This window comes from Humibacter ginsenosidimutans, from assembly GCF_007859675.1.
Lineage (GTDB): Bacteria > Actinomycetota > Actinomycetes > Actinomycetales > Microbacteriaceae > Humibacter > Humibacter ginsenosidimutans.
The window spans coordinates 3,245,766-3,266,476 of record NZ_CP042305.1 but is presented as its reverse complement, the minus strand read 5'-3'; the positions used below and the strand labels follow the sequence as shown (position 1 = coordinate 3,266,476).

The following is a 20,711-nucleotide window of genomic DNA, read 5'->3' as shown; positions in this document are numbered from 1 at the left end:
ACAACGCCACCCACAAGCCGCAGCGGCGGCAGATGCGCGATCGTCCACCGTCAAGCTCGTGAACCTTGCTTCGCGGCAGGTCTCGGCCACAGCACGAGCACATCACCAGGTCCTCGTTCATCGGACGCGAATCGCCTCCACGATTTGTTCAACCGTGGGTACCCCGGCCAGCCCATCAGGAGTGGCGTAGATCCGGCAGGCCAGGTCCGAGGTTCGTCGACTGGTGGGGAAGAGATCTTCGCCGTCGACCAGGATCGTGGGTGACCCAGAAAACGGCACCGCAGCCGCATCCTCGGAAGTACGAAGGAGCCGATTCTCCACCACAGAAGCGGTGTCACCGAGCTGCGCCAGCGCCTCACGAATCCGATCACCGGCATGCTCCCAGTTCGGGCACTCATCGATATGAAGAACTTCGATCTTCATGCCCTTATTCTCCACCGGCGACCGCGACGCCGCCATATCGTGGGCGCCGCTGCGGCTCTTACTGCGTCGACGTCGCCTCTCGCGCTTCGCAGATCGGTCGACTGCGAGTGGCACGCCGCGTCCGGCTTTTGACGAAATTCAGGCTTACGGGTGGGGCACGACGGTCCCGGCGGCACCGTCGAGGGTCACCAGCTGGCCGGTGCTTAGCTGTGTGGTCGCATTGCCGGTTCCGACGACGGCGGGGATGCCGTATTCGCGGGCGATGAGGGAGGCGTGTGCGGCGAGGGTTCCGCCGTCGGTTATGACGCCAGCCGCTCGGGCAAACAGTGGTGTCCAGGCGGGGGCGGTGGCCTTGGCGACGAGGATCTCACCTTGCCTGAAGCTGGCGAAATCGGCGGGGCTGTAGACCACCCGCACCCGGCCTGTTGCTCGGCCGATGCTGGCCGGGTGACCGAGGATCGCGCCTTCGGGCGTCTGGTGCCCGGTGCGGGCTGTCGTGACGGCGTGCGCGATCGGGTCGCCGATCAGGCGAGGAGGCTCACCGAGGGTGAGCGGGGCAGGCAGCCGGCGTTGCCTGCCCCAGAGCCTTCTCCGCTCCTGCACAGTCGCAGCGAGGCCCTCTGGGGTGGCGCGGATCTCGGAGAGGGTGAGGAAAAAGATGTCATCGGCGTCGCCGATCATCCCGGCGCGTCGTAGCAGCGTGCCGAGGCGATGAGCGCACTGGCGCAGGACCGGCCAGCCGAGCGTCAGGTCGCGGGCCTGTTCTTCGCGGAGGGCGGCGAATCGTTGATTGACCGCCAACAGGTCGTTGAACTTGTTGAGCAGCCTGCCGTTGTTTGCCAGCGCCTGTCGGCAGGTCTCTTCGGCGGTCTGCCGTTCGGAGACCAGGGTGGACGTCCTGGCCTGATCCACAGTCGCCGTCGACGAAACGGTTGCAGGGTCGGCGTTGTTCTCGCCGGCCGTCGGGAAGTACCAGTCGAGCGAGAAGACAGCGTGGCCCGGGAGCTTTGGTGGAGCATCGGAGAGCCCTCGTAACAGCACCTGGTGACCGGCCGCGCCGACGGCCGTGGAGGTGAGGCGTGCGGCCAGGTGCCCAGCCCAAAACTTGGCCAGGGCGCCCTCCATCTTCCATGCCGAACCGCCGACGACCGCGAGGAACCACAAGTAGGAGCCGGCGACTGAGGAAATGTCGTTCACGATCTCCACCAGGCGTTCAATGCCGGCAGCGTCGACTTCTGTCTCGGCGGCGCTGACAAGCCGTCGGTAGGTGGGAAGGGTATCGTCTCGCCATTCCATTTCGAGTCGATGGATGGCCGAACGGTCGGCAGCCACGGGGTTGCGGGACACGCGGGCGAGCACGTTGTAGAGGAACCACGGTGCCCGACCACGACTTTCGACCATTACCCGCCACAATGTTCGCGGCGATGGGATCGGCGTTGCGTTGTAGTACCAGCCGTTGACCGTGGCGTAGCGGAAGGGTACCTGCACCCGGGCAGACTTCCACATCCCGTTCAGATACCCCGATTCCAGTTGGGGGATGATCCAGTCCGCGAACAGCGGTGTCATCGCCTCCGGTAACCACTCGCCGATCCGGAAATTGCGTGCCCACAAGCCGGGCCCCGGCGGGACCCATTCGACGGCGTCGACAACAGCGGTCATCGGCCGTGCTTGGGTCAGGAACAGGGTCCCGTCAGCGTCGATAGCCCACTCAATGTCCTGCGGCGACCCGAACTCAGCTTCTACCCGACGGGCGAGCGTCGCGATAGCCTCCGCCTGCCCGGTTTCAAGCGCGCCGTCCCCAGCGCGCGTGCGGCTGGCCCTGCCCTCGCGGACCACCCATTCCTCACCCACCGCCTCACCGGACACCAGCGGTTCGGCGAGCCCGGCAACGGCGGTCACGACGGTCTCGTCCCGGCGTCCGGTCAACGGGTTCGCCGTGAACGCCACTCCGGCGGACATCGGGTGGACCATCTGCTGGACGAGCACCGGCACACCGGCAGAGTCCAGGTCCGGCACCAGGGTGGACTGTGTTCCGTGATATGCGGTCACCCGCGCATCCAGCCCCGAGGCAATGACGTGACGGATGGCCTCCGCAAGGCCCCCTCGCTCGACGTTCAGGACCGTCTCGTAGAGACCGGCATAGGAAGCATCCGCAAGGTCCTCGGCAATGGCGGAGGAGCGAACGGCGAAGGGGCCGGGCCCGATCCGATCCGCAGCACGACCGAGCGCCTCGTCCGCCTCTTCGCCAAGGGTCCGCAACGCCGTCGGGATGACCACGAACCCGTCCGGCACACGGAAACCGCGCGCCACCGCGCGGCTCAGATTCGCCGCCTTGCTCCCGATCCATTCACTTCTGGGGTCGTCGATTTCCGCAAGTTGGGGAAGCAGTCGTACTTCGTCCAATCTGACCGCCACCATAGGTAGTAACGCGATACGTAGTATTGCTACTACTATAGACGTATCGGACCCCAGGCGCCAGACTGCCGAGCGAAGCCGAGTCGACGGAAGGGAGAAGCCATGTTGCCCATGCGGCCAGAGGCATTGAAGGGACACCTGGACGCCTTGCTCCTGTCCGTTCTCGAGGACGGCCCCCGGCACGGATACGCCATCATCGAAGCGGTGCGCACCGGCAGCGGTGGAACATTCGACCTCCAAACCGGGACAATCTATCCCGCTCTCCACCGACTCGAACGCGCCGGCTACATCGCCAGCCGATGGCATGTCATCGGCGGCAGACGCAGACGCGAATACGACCTGACCGCATCCGGACGCCGAGCGCTGGGCGCAGAGCGCGCCATCTGGGTCCAGTTCTCCACCGCGGTCTCCGCCCTGCTCCAGGAGAAACCATGGCCCGCCGCACTGTCGTAAAGTCGCCGGCCGAAGCCAAGCTGGAATCGCAAGAGGTCGAGCACTACCTGAGAACTCTCGGCGGGCAGTTGCGCGGGCCCGCGAGAGCGAGAGCGGCCGTGATCGATGAAATCCGGGACGGCCTCGACGACGCGATCGCTGCCGGCACCTCGCAGGGCATGTCTACGGCGGAAGCATCCGAGGAAGCGATCGCACAACTCGGCGCGCCGCAGCTGGTGGCGGCTGCCTTCGCGGGTGAACTGGCCATCCATCAAAGCCGCACGATCCTCTGGCGGCTTCTGCTCACCGGGCCCCTCGTAGGCATCTGGTGGTTCCTGCTACTCGTCGTCCCTTCCCAGCACATCCAACCCGCCACGGTCATATCCGCCATCCCCGCATTACCGGTCGTGGCCCCCGCCGTCATGATCGCCACCGGTGTTCTCGCCACAACGGGCTCGCTCATCCGCTGGCTACCCGAGTCCTCACCACGTCAGGCGGCACTAGCTGCCAGCCTGATCGGACTGGTGACCCTTGCAGTCGACACGACCATGCTCGTCATCCTGGCGACGCGCGTCCTGAACGGCACAGCCGGGTCACTTTCCCCGATCATCGCGGGCATAGCCGCCGCGGCCAGCATCGGCAGGTTCCCATTCGCTGGAGCAGCCATTTGCCACAGCGTTCGCCGGCTGATGTTCTCGCGATAGCAGATCGTGCACCGATCGACCCCGAGCCATCCGTCCGCTGTGTGGACATCGCGCGTCGGCCACACACGGGGGCTATCGTTCGTACGCGACGACGGTCATCATCCCGGACTCTCCGTGGTAGATGTTGTGGCAGTGGCTGAGCCACTGGCCGGGGTTGTCGGCGTCGAACTCGACCTGCAGCGTCTTGCCGGGCAGCACGATCGACGTGTCCTTGCGCGGCCCGCCGTTCGGGTGCTGGTAGGTGTGGCCGTGCAGGTGCATGGGGTGCCACATCTTCGTATCGTTGACGAGCTTCAAACGCACGCGTTCGCCCTTGCGCACCCGTAGCGCGTCTTGCAGAGGCTTCTTAATATCGAACCGACGGTTGTTGATCGCCCAGTCGTATGAACTCATGTCGCCAGACAGCTTCATGGTCAGCGTGCGGTCCACCGGCTTCGAGCGCAGGCGGACCGCGGATGCCGTCGCCAGCTGGTCGGCGGTGCCGACCCGGGAGGAAACCAGCTCGGGGATGGACGTCGTTGGCGCCGGGGCTGTTCCCGCGGCGGTGCGCAGCAGCGCGAATCCGGCGGCATCCTTGCCCTCGGCCGATGCCACAAGCGGAAAGACGCCGTCACCGGCCGTGACGATGACGTCATAGCGCTCGCCCATCCCGAGGAGCACGCTATCGACGTCTTTCGGCTCGACCGGGTATCCATCGGTGTGCGTGATGGTCAGCGCGTGGCCGCCGAGCGCGACGCGGAACGCGGTGTCGCCGCCGGCGTTGATGAAGCGGATGCGTATGCGTGAGCCGGGTTTGGCGGTGAAGGTCTCCGGGTCGGCGGGCGGGCGCCCGTTGATCAGGTATTCCGGGTAGTAGACGTCGCCGGTGTCTCCGCCGAGCAGGGGCGAGTTCGTGCCCATCAGCATGTTGCCCATCCGCATCAGCATGCCGTCCATGCCCATCGATGCCATGCCTTTGGAGAGTTGTTTCAATACCTGGTCGGGAGTGGCGGTGACCCCGTCGAGCCAGTCATCCAGCACGACGACCCACTCCTCGTCGTAACGGAGTGGATCGTGCGGGTCCTCGACGATCAGCGCCCCGTACAGTCCTCGATCCAGCTGGGTGCCGACATGGGGGTGGAACCAGTACGTCCCGGGATGCTCCGCGATGAACTTGTACGCAAAGGAATTGTCGGGCGCGATCGCCTTCTGGGTGAGCGGTGGCACCCCGTCCATGTCGTTGCGCAGTGCCACGCCGTGCCAGTGCACGGATGTGGGGTCCGGCAGCTGGTTGGTGACTTGTGCAAGAACGGTGTCTCCGGCGCTGACCCGGATGGTCGGGGCCGGTGTGGAGCCGAAGGCCCAGGTGTTCGCCATCTTGCCGGCAAGATCCAACTGCATCGGCTGCGCATTCAACGTCGCGGAGACGACGCGGCCGGTGCTCCGCCGCGCCTCTTCGGCGGTGGTGACGGCCGATGAAGTCGGTGAGATGAGTCGGGGTGGTGGTGAGGTGCAGCCGGCCAGGGTTGCCAGCGCCGCGGTTCCCAGACCGGCAGCGAGCAGCCGGCGACGTGTGATCGGGTGAGATGGATTCGTGAGGTCGGGCATAAGTAGTCGTCCAGAGTCAAGGAAGGGATGAGGGGACTGTCGTGCGCACGCTGTCGGCGGGGGTGCCGGACGCCACCGAGACCCGGTCGCGCCCGGCATTTCTGTCAGCCGAGGGACGTGAGCATCGCCTGCATCTCGGTGACTTCCTGGGACTGCGAGTTGACGATGTTGTCGGCGAGCTTCTTCGCCTTGGTGTCTTTGCCGCCTGACTGTTCTTGCTTGGCCATGTCGATGGCGCCCTGGTGATGCTGGATCATCAGGCTCAGGAACGCCTTGTCGAATGCCGGACCGGTCGCAGCCTTCAGCTGGGCCATGTCCTGCGGAGTCATCCCGGGCATCGAGTTCATGCCGGCGCCGTCGGTCGGCATCGGGGTCGACATGTCCATTCCAGACATGTCCGAAGGACTCGGGCTTGATCCGGAACCCATCTCGGGCATGGTGAGCGGCTCCCCCCATCCCTTCAGCCATGCTTTCATCTCATCGATCTCGGGCTGTTGCGCATCCTTGATCTTCACCGCCAGATCCTTCACCTGAGCGGATGCTGCGCGGGTAGGGGCGAGGCCGGCCATCTCGATCGCACCCTGGTGGTGCACGATCATCATCTGCGCGAACATGGCGTCTTGCGCATTGTGCGTCCCAGCGGGTGTGGATGAGGAATGGGACATCCCGGGCATGTCGCCCATCCCGGAGCTGGTGCAACCGGCGAGCAGACCACCGGCGGCCAGAACGACGCCGGCGAGGGCGGCGCGAGGTGCGAACTTCATGAAGTACTCCAAATACTGGTACGGAAAGTGAGAACACGCGTCGGAGGTGCCGCCTGCCCGAAGACAGAGCCCTCCCCAGCGACCTCTAAATCCGCAACACCTGGAGTGCGAGCACGCGATCGGTCGCGAACGCGCCTGACCGCCCTTGCTCATTCGGCGCCGATCGAAGCGGCGACGGCACGTGCTGTTCGCCGACCGCAGGGGAAGCTGATACGGCGAGAACGATCGGCGACGCCACGAAGAGGCAGGCGTGCATCCCACCGTGGGACATCGCATCCGTGCATGCGGTGCCGGCCTCGCCCGAATCCGCTGCCTGCCGATGACCGGCACCAGCGGTCGCAGCAGCCGTTGGATCCGGCGGCATCGGGGTGGCTGTGGCTGCAGAGGCCGACGACATCCGCATGTTCATGGATGCATCGAGCATGCTGTGCATTGCAGTGATGCCCACGACGAGGATGAGCGTGATCACGACACGTGTGGCGATGCGCAACGTGCGCGCTGCACGCAACCGCTCGAGCCGGATCATACGTTCCACGGTACCCGCTACGGGTATGCCGTACCTGAACCAAGAGTGCGAGTTGACCAGAGCACTTGGGGGAACGTCTGCGGTGTCGCCGCTAGACGGGCAGTGTCGTTCCACCGATCATCGCCTGGAGGCTGTAGATCCATGCGGTCCAGAGGCCGGTGATCATGAGTACACCGATCACGATGAGGAGGATGCCGCCCGCCAGGTTCACGGCGCGGATGTGACGGCGGAGGAACGCGACCGCGCCGGCGGCCCAGGTGAATCCGAAGGCGATCAGGATGAAGGGAACGCCGAGCCCGAGGGCGTAGAAACCGGTCAGTAGGGCACCGCGGGCCGCGGATTGGCTGGACAGGCTGAGCGAGAGAACCGCGGCCAGCGTCGGACCGATGCACGGCGTCCAGCCGAGTCCGAACACCATGCCGAGAAGTGGTGCTCCCGCGACGCCGGTCGAGGGTCGGGCGGGGAGCTTGATCGTGCGCTGCAGGAGGGAGAACGCGCCGACGAACGCCAATCCCATGAGCACGACGATGATGCCGAGGACTCTGGTGAGAACGTCTTGCCAGCGGATCAGCCAGGAGCCGAATGCGCCCGCTGCGGCACCATACGCGATGAACACCACAGCGAACCCGAGGACGAAGAGCACCACTCCCGCCACGGTGCGCCGACGTGAGCGTCCAGCGGTACCATCGGCCATTCCGCTGACATAGCCGAGGTAGCCCGGTACGAGCGGCAGGACGCAGGGCGAGGCGAACGAGACGGCGCCGGCGAGGATCGCGACGGGGATGGCAAGAAGAAGCTGGCCGTTGGAGACGATCGCTGCGAATGCCGATCCCATTACCGGGAGCCTGTCCTGATCAGTATGGCGATGCTGGTGGTCTCCCGACTCACTTCTGGCTCACGGTTATTGCTCCGGCAAGGATGAGCAGGCCGGCCATGGGATAGCCGGCTGCGAGATCGATCCAACCCGGCGGTTGGGCACCGAAGGCTCCGAGATGGGCGAGCCAATGTTGCAGCGCGACCGCTGCACCAACGGACATGACGCTCCAGCCGATCACGCGGAATCGTCGTTTGCGTCGGTAGGCCGCGCGGAGCTGTTCAGGCGTCTTCTCAATCTCCGCGTGCGTCGAACGCTTGCGCGGCGGTTCGTTCTTCTTGGGCACGAATATGTCCTTTCGGTTCGAATGGCGGCTCATACGTCTCGTGTTCAGAGGCCGCTGTAGGAGTGGAGACCCTTGAAGAAGACGTTGACGATGCCGAAGTTGAACATCACGGCGCTGAACCCGATGAGTGCCAACCACGCCGACCGCGAACCGCGCCAGCCGCGGGTCGCCCGGGCGTGGATGTACCCGGCGTAGAGGACCCAGATGATGAACGTCCAGACTTCTTTGGTGTCCCAACCCCAGTAGCGGCCCCAGGCCTTCTCTGCCCAGATCGCGCCGGCGATGAGAGTGAAGGTCCAGAGGATGAATCCGACGATGTTCATCCGGTAGGCGAGGTTCTCCAGCGCCGCCGATTTCGGCAGGGTGCGAAGGAAGGCGAACTGCGGCGGCCGCGCATCGGTCTCTTGACGCTCTCGTCGCGCCTTCAGGAGCTGAACGCCGGAAAGCGCGAACCCGAGAGCGAAGAAGCCGGTGGCGATGATCGCGACGATGACATGGATCACCAGCCAGTACGACTGCAGCGCCGGAGGCAGCGGTGCGACGGGAACGTAGTACCGTGCGCTTGCGATTCCCAGCAGCAGGAGTACGAGTCCGATGACGAACGTGCCCAGGAACCGGAGGTCGTACTTGAGTGTCACGAGCAGGAAGACACCGACGATGATGAGGGTGCCGGTCATGGAGAACTCCCACATGTTCGCCCACGGGACGCGGCCGGCGGCAATTCCTCGAAGAACGTCCGCCCCTAGGTGCAGGCCGAATCCCACGAGCGTCAGCACGAATGCGGCACGCAACACTCCGGACGTCTGCGGCCGCTCTTCATGGGCGTCCGCGCTCGTGGTCGACTGGCGGACGAGGACACCCGTGTTCCCTATGGCATTCGCGAGCCTCGTGGTCGAGGTCGGGGTTTCGGCTTCGGCATGCCGGGCGACCGCGCTGATCACGGTGACCGAGGGGGAACGTCGACGGGCGAGATCGAGGGCGAAGGTCACGAACGCGGCGGCGTAGATCGCGATGGCCCCGATGATGAGCAGCAGCGAAAGCTGCGACAGTGTGTCGGTCATGTTGTTCTCCTTGTGTCCTCTTCTGGGTGCCGACCATCTGATGCGCCGGGGTCGCGGTTGCGAAGGGCCTCGATGTGGTTCTGTGCCAGCGTTTCGACCACCGTCTCGAGTTGTGGGTCATCGCCCCGAGCCAGGCCCGCATACTCGAGTCGGAGCGGTCCGGATGCCTGCCCGATCGCCTTCACCCACAGCCTTCGACGAGGCACGAAGAGCGATGTGAGGAGGCCGCCGAACGCGCAGACCGTGAACAGAAGCACCCAGCCTTGGGTCGGATCGTGGTTCACCTGGAAGGAGGCGAACCGGGAGACGCCGTCCAGGGACACCGAGCCCAGCCCGTCGGGAAGCTGTTGACTGTACCCGGGAGCAAGCTCGATCGATTTCACGCCGGTGCTCACGCCGGTCAGTTGTTTCAACCGGGACGTGTCCAGGGTGTACACGGACCGGGGCACTCCGCCGTTCAACCCCAGGTCACCCGAATAGACATTCAGGGTGAGCATCGGTGCCTTCACGTCCGGATAGGACGAGTAGAAGGCGCCGTTCTGCGCCACCGCTTTGGTCGGGTAGAAGAATCCCATCATCCCGATCTGCTGCTGGAGGCCGTCGGGCACTTTCACGACTCCGAGGGATGTGAGGTTCGAATCCTGGGGCAGGAACGGGACGAAGTCGCTGAAGACGACGTGCCCTCGTGGATCGCGGACCGTGATGTGCGGCGCGTAGCCGTTCCCGAGCAGGTACACGTTGGTGCCGCCGATGTTCAGCGGCTCGTTGACCTTGATCGTGGTCTTGTAGCCGTTCCGGGAGTCCTGAGTGCGAGCGGTGACAGTCGCGGTGTAGTCCGTCGGCAGCCCGCGAGCATCCTTGTTCTGCGTCTCATACGTGACGGCCAACTTGTCCAGCCGGATCGAGTACGGCGACAGTTCGGCGTCGGTGAAGAAGCGGCCCGGGTTGAAGGAGTCGTACGCGGCGAGGGTGTTGATCATGGTCTGTCCCTCGACGACGACGCGGTTGCCGTTGTACCCGAAGCCGCCGCCGATACCGACCGTGATCAGGATGCCGAGCAACGCGATGTGGAAGACCAGGTTGCCGGCCTCGCGAAGGTAGCCGCGTTCGGCGCTGACCGAGAGCTCGGTGCTGTCTTTCGTCTGGGCACCCTCGAATACCGCGACCCGGTATCCGCGCCTGCGCAGCAAGGATCGCGCGGCGGCGATCGCGTCCGGGGCCGTCACCGCGCTGCCAGTAGCCTTTCCGTCGTCGTTCAGGTCGAGGGCGATGAAGCCGGGCATCCGCGACAGGCGAGCCGGCGTGCGGGGCGGAGCGGTGCGGATCGCCCGCAGGTGATGGACGGTGCGTGGCAGTACGCATCCGATCAGCGAGAGGAACAGCAGCAGGTAGATGCTGGAGAACCAGAACGAGGTGTAGGCGTCGAATACCTGGAACTTGTCGAGGATCGGGGCCAGACCCGGGTTCTCCTTGAAGTACTGGACCACACCGTTCGGATCGGCAGTGCGTTGTGGGAACAGCGAGCCGGGGACTGCAGCGAGGGCGAGCAGCAACAGCAGGAACAGTGCCGTGCGCATGCTCGTCAGCTGCCGCCATGCCCAGCGCCCCCAGCCGATGATTCCCAGGCGCGGTTGTGACACGGCGGTCGGGGTGCGTTCAGTCGGCTCTGCGTCGATGCGCTCAGTCGATCGAGTCATCGCACCTCCCGTTCAGGATGGAGGACCGATCACGCACGATTCCCGCTCTCGGAAGTCGGGACCCGATCGGACTCGCGGACTGAACTGTTGTTCGCGGTCCGTGGTGGGTGTCCGGGGAGGTAGGGGTCGGGTTCGGTGTCGGGGTGTCGTCTGGTTTGGATGACGAGGAGCACGATGCCGGCGGCGATGGCGGTGAAGGATGCCCAGTCGTTGGCGGGGATGCCGAGGAAGCCGTCGCTGGTCGGGTCGATGCGGATGGCTTCCAGCCAGCTGCGGCCGATGCCGTACCAGATCAGGTAGGTCGCGAAGGCGCGACCCCATCGCAGGTTCAGTCGTCGTTCCAGGATCAGGATGATGGCCACTCCGGTCAGGTTCCAGAGGATCTCGTAGAGGAACAGGGGATGGAACAGGGTGCCGGCGGGGAGGCCGGGCGGGAACTTCGGGTTCGTCGACTCGATCTGCAACCCCCAGGGCAGTGTGGTGGGCAGGCCGAAGAGTTCGTGGTTGAAGTAGTTCCCGAACCGGCCCAACGATTGTGCGACCAGCAGGCCAGGGGCGAGAGCGTCGGCGAAGGACCAGAATCGGATTCCGGCGCGACGGCATCCGATCAGGGCACCCACCGCGCCGCCGAGAAGGGAACCGTAGAGGGCGTTGCCGCCGTCCCAGATCGCGAACACGTTCCACAGATTCGCGCCGGGATAGAAGTAGTCGCCTGTGTGCGTGAACACGTGGTAGAAACGGGCCCCGACCAGGCCCAGCGGCACCGCCCAGATCAGGATGTCGATCACCACACCGCGAGGCGCACCACGGCGATGCAGCCGGGAGGACGTGATCAGCACGGCAGCGATGATCCCCGCCAGAATGCACAATGCATACGTGTGGATCGTCAACGGACCCAGCTGGAACTTCGCCCACGCCGGATCAGGGCTCGGGATGCTGAACGGATGAAACATGAGTCGTCTTTCGTGATGTAGGTGGCAGAAGGAACTGCCGGTGTGTCGCTATTGGCTGGGCTCTTTCAGAACGGTTGTGATCAGAGCCTCGAGTACGGATGCGTCCGGAATCTTGCCGAGCACTCGCGCCGCGACCCGACCATTTCTGTCCAGCACGATCGTCGTGGGGACCGCGTTCGGCGCCACCACCCCACTGAACGCCAATTGCATGGTGCCTCTGTCGACATCGAGCACTGACGGGTAGGTGATGCCGAACTCGGAGGCGAAGGAACGCGCGGTCGCAGCCTGGTCGCGCACATTGACGCCGAGGAAGCGCACACCTTGCGACGAGAACGCGGTGTAGGTCTTCTCGAGGTCGGGTGCTTCGGCGCGGCAGGGCGGGCATCCGGCATACCAGAAGTTCACGACGACGACGCGACCGGTATAGGCGCTCGATGTGATCGGTGTTCCGTCTTCGAGGTCCGCGGAGAAGCGAATCGGCTTGCCCCGATTCTTCACCGTGATCTCGGTGATGGAACCATCGCCTGCGACGTAGTTCTTACTGCTGCCGTCACGGTATTGCTGTGCCAGCGCGTCATTGGTGCACCCGGCGAGTCCAAGGCTCAGCAACAACGCCGTGCTGACGGCGAGAACCACACGAGCCCGGACGCGCGCGCGCAGGCGACCTGCCTGCGCGTCGCGGTCGTTTCGAGCGAACACTCTCAGCCCACCCTTTGCGTGAGCCAGGCGTAGGGGTCGACGAAGGCGCCTTCGACCATGATGCCCAAGTGCAGATGAGGACCGGTGCTGGCGCCGGTGCTCCCGACAAGACCGACCAGCTGGCCGACGGTGACGCTTTCACCGGCTCGCAACGCGAGTGAGCCGAGCTGCATGTGCGCGTACAGACTGCTCACCATCTCTCCACCGATCCGGTGGTCGATGATCGCGCACACGCCCAGAGCACCGGATGGATTGCCCACTTCTCGCACCACACCGTCGGCGATGGCGTAGATCGGAGTACCGGCCCCCGGATTGATGTCGATGCCCTCGTGATATGAGGAACAACCGGCGCATGGGGCAGTCCGGTACCCGAATCCATCGCTGATCGGCGCCGCGACATCCAGCGGCCAGCGGATCGAACCACCGGCGACTTTCGAAACGATGATCCCGCTGCTGCGGTCGGATGCGGAGGGTTTAGGTGCAGCGGCGGACGCGTAGGTGTCGCGCGCGACAGGAGCGGACTCGCCGGAGGCGACTTGAAGGGTTTGTCTCTCGTGAGTTGCGGATGCCACACGATTGACCAAAGGTGCGGTGGAGGACGGCACGGTCGCGTAAGCAGGCAGAGCATACGTGCCGGTCAGCAAGGCGGCAATAAGCAGACTCATCGCCGATGCGGCTTGCCGCCGTCTCACGGCCGACCGATTGTGTGGACGTTTCCGGCTCCCGCGACCGTTGCGACCGCCGAGGCGCTCCGCATCCCGGCGTTCACGCCTCGACGAGTAGTTGTCTGACGGACCCTCCCGGTGAGAACCGTGGGCCCTATGAATAGTCATGTTGGTGTTGGAGCTCCGAACCTTTCGCAGGCATGTCAACAACGACATGTCTGCGGTGCTGTGATCTGTGGTCGATGGTTACGGTGAATCCGTCGACCGACGTGCGAGGAGAGTGCCGTCGGAGGCGTTCGACACGAAATGTCGAGCTACGCGGATCCGCCACCCAAACGGGCACGGCAGCGCCATACAAAGGGACGCGAAGACGCGTTCCCGAGGCGCTGGTCTATGACCAGGAGATCAGGTTCGGCTAATCGAAAGGGATACCAGAGAAGGCGGGCTGAGTGACCGTAACGTGCCCACCGCGCAAAGCATCGCTCGCAGCCGGGACATCATGCCAAGGAGAGGCCCACCACCGAAGGCGAGCAGCGCAAACCCGAAGAGAACGACTACCAGAGCGCAATCTGCGGCCGTGAAAGCGGTGTGTGAATCACAGGCGGAGTCACATTGAGGTGACGGGCTGGTACGGCTGCTTTCGACGCTGCCCATGCTCGGGGAGGCCGAACCTGCATCATGCGCGGACCTGCTGACAGAGACGGGCTGCTGAGCCGCCGCGGCCACCGGATGAGACGAGGCCGACGGCTGATGCTCGCTCACCGTCGACATGGCGAACATGCAGAGGGCAAGGGCGAACATAGCGAAAAGGCTCACGATCGCCAGACGGGCGCGCTTCGACGTGAGCACGATTCGGTGTGCGCGTCGAGTCAGATGCATGTGTCCGGATCCCTGAAGTCGTCGAGGTACGCCAGCATCATACCGGCGGATCTTGTGCCGCTCTCTCCAAGGTCCCGGCTACTCCCGTTCGAACCGTGCGACTCATGCCGGCGCGCACCTTGGCGAGGAAGTACTCGTGGAACCGGTGCTCGCCGGTGAGCTCGGGGTGGAAGCTCGTGGCGATGAGGGCACCCTGCTCGACGGCGACCACACGTCCGTCCTCCAGCGTCGCCAGCGGCGTCACCCGTTCGCAGACCGACTCGACCACCGGGCCTCTGATGAAGGCGGCGTGCACCGGCTCGTTTCCGAGCGCTGGGATCTGCAGATCGGTCTCGAACGACTGGTTCTGCGAGCCGAACGCGTTCCGCCGCACGGTGATGTCGAGCCCGCCGAGCGTCTGCTGGCCGACGATGCCATCGAGGATGCGATCGGCCAGCATGATCAGGCCGGCACACGTGCCGAACACGGGCATCCCCTCCGCGATCCCCTGCCGAAGCGGCTCGAAGAGCCCGAACTCGCGAGCCAGCTTGTCCATCACGCTCGACTCGCCGCCGGGGATCACCAGGCCGTCGATGCGCTCGAGGTCCTCCGGCCTGCGCACCAGGGCGACGCCGGCGCCGAGGGATGCCAGCACGCGGGCATGCTCCCTGAAGTCGCCCTGGAGGGCGAGCACGCCGACGCGGACGGCAGACGCCGACGTGAACGCCGAGTCCTCGCGAAGCGTCACCAGCCGCGCTCGGCGAGCCGGTGCGGTGCTGGGAGGTCGCCGACGTTGATCCCGACCATCGCCTCGCCCAGGCCACGCGATGCGTCGGCGATGATCGACGGATCATCGTAGAACGTGGTTGCCTTGACGATGGCGGCCGCGCGCTTCGCCGGGTCACCTGACTTGAAGATGCCGGAGCCGACGAAGACGCCGTCGGCGCCCAGCTGCATCATCATCGCAGCATCCGCCGGGGTGGCGACGCCGCCCGCGGTGAACAGCACCACCGGGAGCTTGCCGGTCTCGGCGATCTCCGCGACCAGGTCGTACGGGGCCTGGAGCTCCTTCGCCGCCACGTACAGCTCGTCCTTCGTCATCGACTTGAGGGCGTTGATCTCGCCAGTGATCTTGCGGATGTGCTTGGTCGCCTCCGAGACGTCGCCCGTGCCCGCCTCGCCCTTGGACCGGATCATCGCCGCGCCCTCGTTGATGCGTCGAAGGGCCTCGCCCAGGTTCGTGGCTCCGCAGACGAACGGAACCGTGAAGCCCCACTTGTCGATGTGATTCACGTAATCAGCGGGCGAGAGGACCTCGGACTCGTCGATGTAGTCGACGTCCAGCGCCTGGAGCACCTGAGCCTCGACGAAGTGCCCTATGCGGGCCTTGGCCATCACAGGGATCGACACCTCGGCGATGATCGCCTCGATCAGGTCCGGATTGCTCATGCGTGCCACGCCGCCCTGGGCGCGGATATCTGCGGGCACGCGCTCGAGAGCCATCACGGCGACAGCGCCCGCGTCCTCGGCGATGCGCGCCTGCTCCGGCGTGACGACGTCCATGATGACGCCGCCCTTGAGCATCTCCGCCAGTCCGCGCTTGACGCGGGTGGACCCAAACTCACCAGAGACAGAAGCGTTGGTCATGAGGGCAATCGTAGAACGGGAAGTTGAACCGGCGGACATCAGCAGGGGCGAAACCACGCGCACGTACATCACTCACTTCAAGCGCTGGCGGGGGCTACTAGGCACACCCGCATGCGACCCAGCTGTCACAGCCAGCGAGTCGAGCGTGGCCACATGAAGCCTTCGCCGGGACGAAGACAGTTGGGAACGGCAGCAAGCTGGAGACGGCGAGGGACAGCTGAAGGACGGAAAGGGTAGACGGCCTGATGCAATGAATCAGTTCCGAGAGCCAGATGGTCGCAAATCGTAGGTTGAAATCGTTGATGCACGCAGGCACTTTCTGTGAGGTGCGCGCCAAAATCGCCGGTCTCGGCGAAGAGTAGGTGTGAGGGGTGGAATTGCACGGTGGAAGCGGGGCGAGGCTTCGCAGGGGGTGAAGCAGGCGGTCGCGTACGCCTTTGGCGGTGTCTGCGACGCGACCCTAACCGCTAAGGATGCTGACGGGGTGATCGCTGCTGCGGACTATGCGGACGCGGTGATGACCCGGTACATCTGCGAAGACAACGTTATCCGGGACGACCTCCTTACCCGGAAGCAGTTGCGCGCGTGGGTGGACGGGATCGACCCCCTCACTGGGGAACGGCGCGGCCGTGACCTCGAGTCCCCGGTTGCTGACTTGGTCCTTGATGCGACGGTGAATGCGCCGAAGTCGTTCTCCATTGCGGCGCTCCTGGATCCGGAGCTCAATGCAGCGTATGAGGATCTGCAGGACCGGTTACGGGACCGGATCATCCACCTCTGGCAGACCGAACTCAACGCACGAAGGGGTGCCGGCGGCCTGATCCGGGAGGGCCTGGCTCGGGTTGAGGTGGTGGAGCTGAAGCATGAACGGTCCAGGTCGTTGGATCCGCACAAGCACCGCCACCTCTGGCTGAACGTGAAAGTCCAAGGCCGAGACGGTCGGTGGTCGAACCTGGACACCAGGGTGGCGCTGCGGTTCCAGAACGTAGTGAACGCGGAAGGCGACCTCGCCGCCCGCACCGACCCGGCCTGGATCCACGCCCTCGCCGTCAAGGGGTTCACGCTCAACGCGGACGGGGAGATCCAGCAGCTGGCGCATTTGGTGCGGCCGTTGTCGAAGCGGTCCGCGCAGATCGAGACCAACCGGGCAAAGCGGCTGGAGTGGTGGCGGGGTCAGCATCCCGGTGAGGAACCGTCCCGGGATGTACTGAACCAGATCGACCGGTGGGCCTGGGCCGCTGGGCGCCCGAACAAGCCCCGCGACCTCGATGAGGGCAACTGGGCAGGCATCGTTCGGAACGAGATCCACGCGGCCGACCCGAGCGTGACCGCGCGACCAGCGGTGGCCGTCACCCCGGTCACCCTTGCGGACATTGGCCTGGACTTGGTGGCCGCTCGGGCGGTGGTGGATGCGGATGGCCGCTCCACGGGCACGGGTGGCCGGTTCTCCGTGTTTGATGTCCGCGCCGGTATCCTCCGTGCCCTCTCCGCCACCGGACTGGTCACCGAGCGCGACGACCTGACGTCGCTGGTCGACGAGCTGGTGGTCAAGGCTGTGGCCGCGCATACGGTCCGTCTCCTCGAGAAGGATGTCGTGCCTGATCACCTGAAGCATCTCGTGGCCACCGAGACCGTCGTGGCGAAGTACTCGCTGGCCAACAAACTTGAACTCCTCCCGGAGGGAGGTGTTCGCGTGCCGGATGCGGCGATCGTAAAGATCGCCGCGGCAGTTGATCCAGGCCGCAGGTTGGACAACGGGCAGGTGATGGGTGCAGGCGTGATTGCGGGGACGGCGAGGCTTGTGACGGTCATCGGTGCGGCCGGTACGGGGAAGACGACGATGCTGAAGATGGCCGCGGCAGCACTGAAGATGCAGAACCATCGGATGATCGTCGTCGCGCCGACGAAGAAGGCCGCCACCGTCGCCGGCCGCGAGATCGGCAGCGATTCGTCCTCCCTCCACCAGCTTCTGCACGCATACGGGTGGAGGTGGAGTGAAGATGCAAGCGGGCGCATCGTGTGGTCACGTCTCCACATCGGCGAGGTCGATCCCACAACGCAGCGACCGTTCGAGGGAGTTGACGGTGAGCCGTTGCAGTCGGGCGACCGGATCGTGGTCGACGAGGCCGGCATGCTCGATCTCGACGCCGCTAACGCGCTCGTTCAACTCGCCCTCGAAACCGGAGCGGGACTCGCCGCCGTCGGTGATCCCAACCAGGCGCTCCCCGTTGGGCACTCCGGAGCTTTGGATCTTATTCGAGGCAGCAGTTCAGAAATTGTCGAGCTGGCGGATGTCCATCGGTTCAAGGATCCGGAGTGGGGTCGGTTCACGCTCGAGCTGAGGCGTGCTGAGACGGTCGAGGATCGACACAGCCTGGCAACGCGACTCATCGAGACCGGACACGTCCAGCTGGCCAACAACACGACCGCGGTCGAATCGGCGATGACTGATGCGTGGTTCGATGCGACGAACCGGCGAGAAACGATCTCCCTCATCACCGCGACCCACAGCGAGGCCCAGGCCGTCAGCGAGTCGATCCAAGCCCGACGAATCCAAACCGGCGCCCTCTCCACCCAGCGGGTTGCTCTCGGGCAGGCCGGCCAGACACTGCTGGAAGGCGACATCGTTCAGACCCGTCGCAACAACGGCCGCTCAGGAGTCGAGAACCGGCAGAACTGGATCCTCCACCAGATCACCGGCGACGGTCTCGTGTTGACCAGCGTGAACGATTCGACGCAGTTCCGGAAAGTCAGCCACGATTACGCCGCCCACCACATGCACCTGGGATACGCCAGCACCGTCTACGGGGCACAAGGCGAAACCACAGACCGGTCACTCGTTGGCCCCCGCGTCGACGCCGCCGGCCTCTACGTCGGATTGACCCGCGGACGGCTCAGCAACAACATCATCCTCACCGCACCAACGCTGCGCGCCGCTGCAGCCGAGCTGACAGAGATGATGCAACGCGGCAATGTCGAACCCACCATCCAAGCCTCCCGCGACGCCGCCCGCGAAGAACTGAACCGTGCGGCCGCCGCGGCTGCGACCAGGCAACCAGGACCCGTCATAGCTTCGGCAGGGCTGGGCCGCTAAGGCAGGCGATAAGAACGGCAGATCGGCACCGCCACCCGATTCCGCGGCTCAATGTCGCCGGCCCGAGCAACGTACGCAATCAAGGGAATCCCGTGAGCGTTGGCGAGTTCTCCAGCGTCAGGGAAACACCCCCGGAGTGGAATACGAGGCTGTGCCGACCATCCGACGCCGAGAGCATAACCGCTCGCTGTACAAGCGGAACTTCGATGTTCCCGATCCGGTTCTCGACCAACGCGACGTATCGGGAGCTGTAGAGATCGCAGATTTCCGCTGTTGCACCCTCAGCGACCACCGTGTCCTCCTCCCCGAGATAGACCATCCACTCGCGACAGAACTCAACCGCCGCCGACTGGGATGAACCAACAGGACGTGGCCTTGGGCGCTGTGAAAGATCGGACACACCTCGAGAATCCTCCTGCGCCCAGACAAATCGCTACATCTCCGCCTGATTGGCTGGAGCTGACTCTGACGCACAAGCCGTGGGGCTACCGTTCGCGTTCTCCTAAGTCAGCATCCACGGGTGTTGGCCCGGGCAGGACAGGATGGACGCCTGACTCGAGCAAGCTCGCAGCGGTAGGTCTGCTCCGTCATTAGCTAGAGGCCAGACCGGAGACGCAACGGGCGCACACCGGTGCCGGATAGCGCGAGCGCCCAAGGACCCCGGCCCAACTTGATGACCTCGCGCCGCAACCGTGCTTCGTGGGCGAGGAACAGCTCGAGCTGTTCTCGGGGTCCCAGGTCCCGCTTCGCGCCTATCCACACGGAACAGATTCCGTATTCGACGTACGCCGCGAATTCGGCCGGACGGGTGCGGATGTGCTTGTCACGCGTGATCACGATGAGGCGACGAGCACCAACGATCGGCATCCAGTCCAGATCCGCGGTTCCGAGGGGAACCTCGGGAAGGTCCTCATGCCCGGGGTAGAGCACATCGTCACGGCCACTACGACGAAGGAGCTTGCCAAGGCCCAGGGTGTTCTCGTCGGTGAAGTACACCGGCTCGAACAGGCGAGCCATCAGGCGGCGCGCCCGCTTCCGGCGATCAGCTCGAACCGGATCGCCTCGTCCACCTGATCAACACTGAGGTCATAGAGGTCGGCAAGCTCTTCGCGTGAGGTCCCCGCACGGTAATCCTCGGCCAACGCATCAGTGCGCACGTTCCTGATCGCCGGCTGGCCGAAGGCGTGCGCAGGATCCATCACCACTTCCCGAGTCCGGATACTGGGGATGAGGCGCGCAACGACACCGCCGTCGTACTCGACAGCATCGTTGAACCGCTGTGCCGCGGCGGAGAGCATCACTTGACCATTGCGAACAACCACGAACCGCAGCGGACGGTCGAGACCGGCCTCATCCTGCAGCGCACGCACCAACTCGCGCCCCTCAACATCCAGGAAAGGGCGCGCATGCGCAAGCGGATAACGACCGAACTCGTCACGAAGCCGAACAATCGCAGGACGAAGACGCTGCACCGGTACCAGCTTGTCGCGATACTCGGCAAGAAGCCGCGCCTCGACCATCTCGCCCCACGTCACCGATTCCGTACCGGACGACTCCTCACGCAACACCGGTTCGTAGTAACGGCCCGCACGTTCGTACCCCTCAAGCCACCGCCTCGCGGTACCCGCATGCAGACCAACAAGGCGATCCACATCGGAGTACGAGTAGATCGCTCGATCGAGCAGGGAGACGGCCACATTCGTAATGATCCCACGCTGCACCGACGTCGCCACACGCCACCAGGCGCGTCGCTCCTCGTCAAGCTTCAGCTCTAAGGGGTACCGGCCCCGCTCCACCACGCAAATGCGACGGCCGCACCGGCGGCCGATCATAGCTGCGGCGTCGACTGCGTTCGCTTCGATCACCATTTGCAGACTCCGGCCGTGCCGGCCTCCGCTTAGCAACCGAGACCTCCGCTTACTCCGCCTCCCCCGTGCGCTCTTGATCGCAACCACCGGGACGGCCGCGAAAGCGACCTGGGCGAAGTGATCTCACCAAGCTCGGCGACGCGGAGCACCAACGCGAG

Annotated in this window: 18 protein-coding genes; 3 read left to right on the top strand and 15 right to left on the bottom strand. The window is 64.9% G+C overall.

Annotated features, from left to right (window positions below; genetic code table 11):
- Positions 1-117: 117 nt before the first annotated feature.
- Both FPZ11_RS15095 and FPZ11_RS15090 read right to left on the bottom strand, forming a co-directional pair.
- Complete coding sequence (locus FPZ11_RS15095) at positions 118-423, bottom strand: DF family (seleno)protein (protein WP_026939994.1); 306 nt, start codon at positions 421-423, stop codon at positions 118-120.
- Between the two features lie 144 nt (positions 424-567).
- Positions 568-2,826 (bottom strand): PEP/pyruvate-binding domain-containing protein, encoded by a 2,259-nt coding sequence (locus FPZ11_RS15090; protein ID WP_168203861.1) that lies wholly within the window; start codon positions 2,824-2,826, stop codon positions 568-570.
- A 114-nt stretch (positions 2,827-2,940) separates the two neighbouring features.
- On the opposite strand from FPZ11_RS15090, the gene FPZ11_RS15085 reads away from it, so the two are divergent.
- The gene (locus FPZ11_RS15085) at positions 2,941-3,291 is read left to right on the top strand and encodes a PadR family transcriptional regulator (RefSeq protein ID WP_022900107.1); all 351 of its coding nucleotides are present in this window, start codon (positions 2,941-2,943) and stop codon (positions 3,289-3,291) included.
- Positions 3,270-3,974 (top strand): permease prefix domain 1-containing protein, encoded by a 705-nt coding sequence (locus FPZ11_RS15080; protein WP_022900106.1) that lies wholly within the window; start codon positions 3,270-3,272, stop codon positions 3,972-3,974. Before FPZ11_RS15085 ends, FPZ11_RS15080 begins: the two co-directional genes overlap by 22 nt.
- 72 nt (positions 3,975-4,046) lie before the next feature.
- On the opposite strand, the gene FPZ11_RS15075 is transcribed toward FPZ11_RS15080, so the two are convergent.
- From FPZ11_RS15075 to pdxS, 11 genes are all read right to left on the bottom strand, one after another.
- Positions 4,047-5,354 carry a multicopper oxidase family protein gene (locus FPZ11_RS15075; RefSeq protein WP_367889404.1) on the bottom strand — a complete coding sequence of 436 codons (1,308 nt, stop codon included), beginning with the start codon at positions 5,352-5,354 and terminating at the stop codon, positions 4,047-4,049.
- A 311-nt stretch (positions 5,355-5,665) separates the two neighbouring features.
- Complete coding sequence (locus FPZ11_RS15070; protein ID WP_022900104.1) at positions 5,666-6,325, bottom strand: DUF305 domain-containing protein; 660 nt, start codon at positions 6,323-6,325, stop codon at positions 5,666-5,668.
- Positions 6,326-6,942: 617 nt separating this feature from the next.
- On the bottom strand, positions 6,943-7,686 hold the full coding sequence (locus FPZ11_RS15065) for a cytochrome c biogenesis CcdA family protein (protein WP_022900102.1): 744 nt from the start codon (positions 7,684-7,686) through the stop codon (positions 6,943-6,945).
- A gap of 49 nt (positions 7,687-7,735) precedes the next feature.
- Positions 7,736-8,011 carry a hypothetical protein gene (locus tag FPZ11_RS15060; protein WP_033371509.1) on the bottom strand — a complete coding sequence of 92 codons (276 nt, stop codon included), beginning with the start codon at positions 8,009-8,011 and terminating at the stop codon, positions 7,736-7,738.
- Between the two features lie 44 nt (positions 8,012-8,055).
- Positions 8,056-9,072, bottom strand: coding sequence for a c-type cytochrome biogenesis protein CcsB (ccsB, locus tag FPZ11_RS15055; protein WP_146321947.1), 1,017 nt, complete (start codon positions 9,070-9,072; stop codon positions 8,056-8,058).
- Positions 9,069-10,769: a cytochrome c biogenesis protein ResB gene (gene resB, locus FPZ11_RS15050; protein WP_146321946.1), complete on the bottom strand. Its 1,701-nt coding sequence runs from the start codon at positions 10,767-10,769 to the stop codon at positions 9,069-9,071. Before resB ends, ccsB begins: the two co-directional genes overlap by 4 nt.
- Positions 10,770-10,798: 29 nt before the next feature.
- On the bottom strand, positions 10,799-11,722 hold the full coding sequence (gene lgt / locus FPZ11_RS15045; protein ID WP_022900098.1) for a prolipoprotein diacylglyceryl transferase: 924 nt from the start codon (positions 11,720-11,722) through the stop codon (positions 10,799-10,801).
- A 48-nt stretch (positions 11,723-11,770) separates the two neighbouring features.
- A complete protein-coding gene (locus tag FPZ11_RS15040) occupies positions 11,771-12,421 on the bottom strand; it encodes a TlpA family protein disulfide reductase (RefSeq protein WP_022900097.1) in 651 nt (216 codons plus the stop codon).
- Between the two features lie 2 nt (positions 12,422-12,423).
- Positions 12,424-13,113: a M23 family metallopeptidase gene (locus FPZ11_RS15035; RefSeq protein WP_168203860.1), complete on the bottom strand. Its 690-nt coding sequence runs from the start codon at positions 13,111-13,113 to the stop codon at positions 12,424-12,426.
- A gap of 889 nt (positions 13,114-14,002) precedes the next feature.
- Positions 14,003-14,692, bottom strand: coding sequence for a pyridoxal 5'-phosphate synthase glutaminase subunit PdxT (gene pdxT, locus FPZ11_RS15030; RefSeq protein ID WP_022900095.1), 690 nt, complete (start codon positions 14,690-14,692; stop codon positions 14,003-14,005).
- Positions 14,689-15,591 (bottom strand): pyridoxal 5'-phosphate synthase lyase subunit PdxS, encoded by a 903-nt coding sequence (pdxS, locus tag FPZ11_RS15025; protein ID WP_022900094.1) that lies wholly within the window; start codon positions 15,589-15,591, stop codon positions 14,689-14,691. Before pdxS ends, pdxT begins: the two co-directional genes overlap by 4 nt.
- Before the next feature lie 412 nt (positions 15,592-16,003).
- Here pdxS and FPZ11_RS15020 point away from each other — a divergent pair, with 412 nt between their 5' ends.
- Positions 16,004-18,685, top strand: a complete 2,682-nt coding sequence (locus tag FPZ11_RS15020; protein ID WP_245558919.1) for an AAA family ATPase — start codon at positions 16,004-16,006, stop codon at positions 18,683-18,685.
- Positions 18,686-19,279: 594 nt separating this feature from the next.
- Here FPZ11_RS15020 and FPZ11_RS15015 read toward each other — a convergent pair.
- Both FPZ11_RS15015 and FPZ11_RS15010 read right to left on the bottom strand, forming a co-directional pair.
- Positions 19,280-19,681: a PIN-like domain-containing protein gene (locus tag FPZ11_RS15015; RefSeq protein ID WP_146321945.1), complete on the bottom strand. Its 402-nt coding sequence runs from the start codon at positions 19,679-19,681 to the stop codon at positions 19,280-19,282.
- A 20-nt stretch (positions 19,682-19,701) separates the two neighbouring features.
- Positions 19,702-20,553 (bottom strand): DUF433 domain-containing protein, encoded by an 852-nt coding sequence (locus FPZ11_RS15010; protein ID WP_146321944.1) that lies wholly within the window; start codon positions 20,551-20,553, stop codon positions 19,702-19,704.
- Positions 20,554-20,711: the final 158 nt, after the last annotated feature.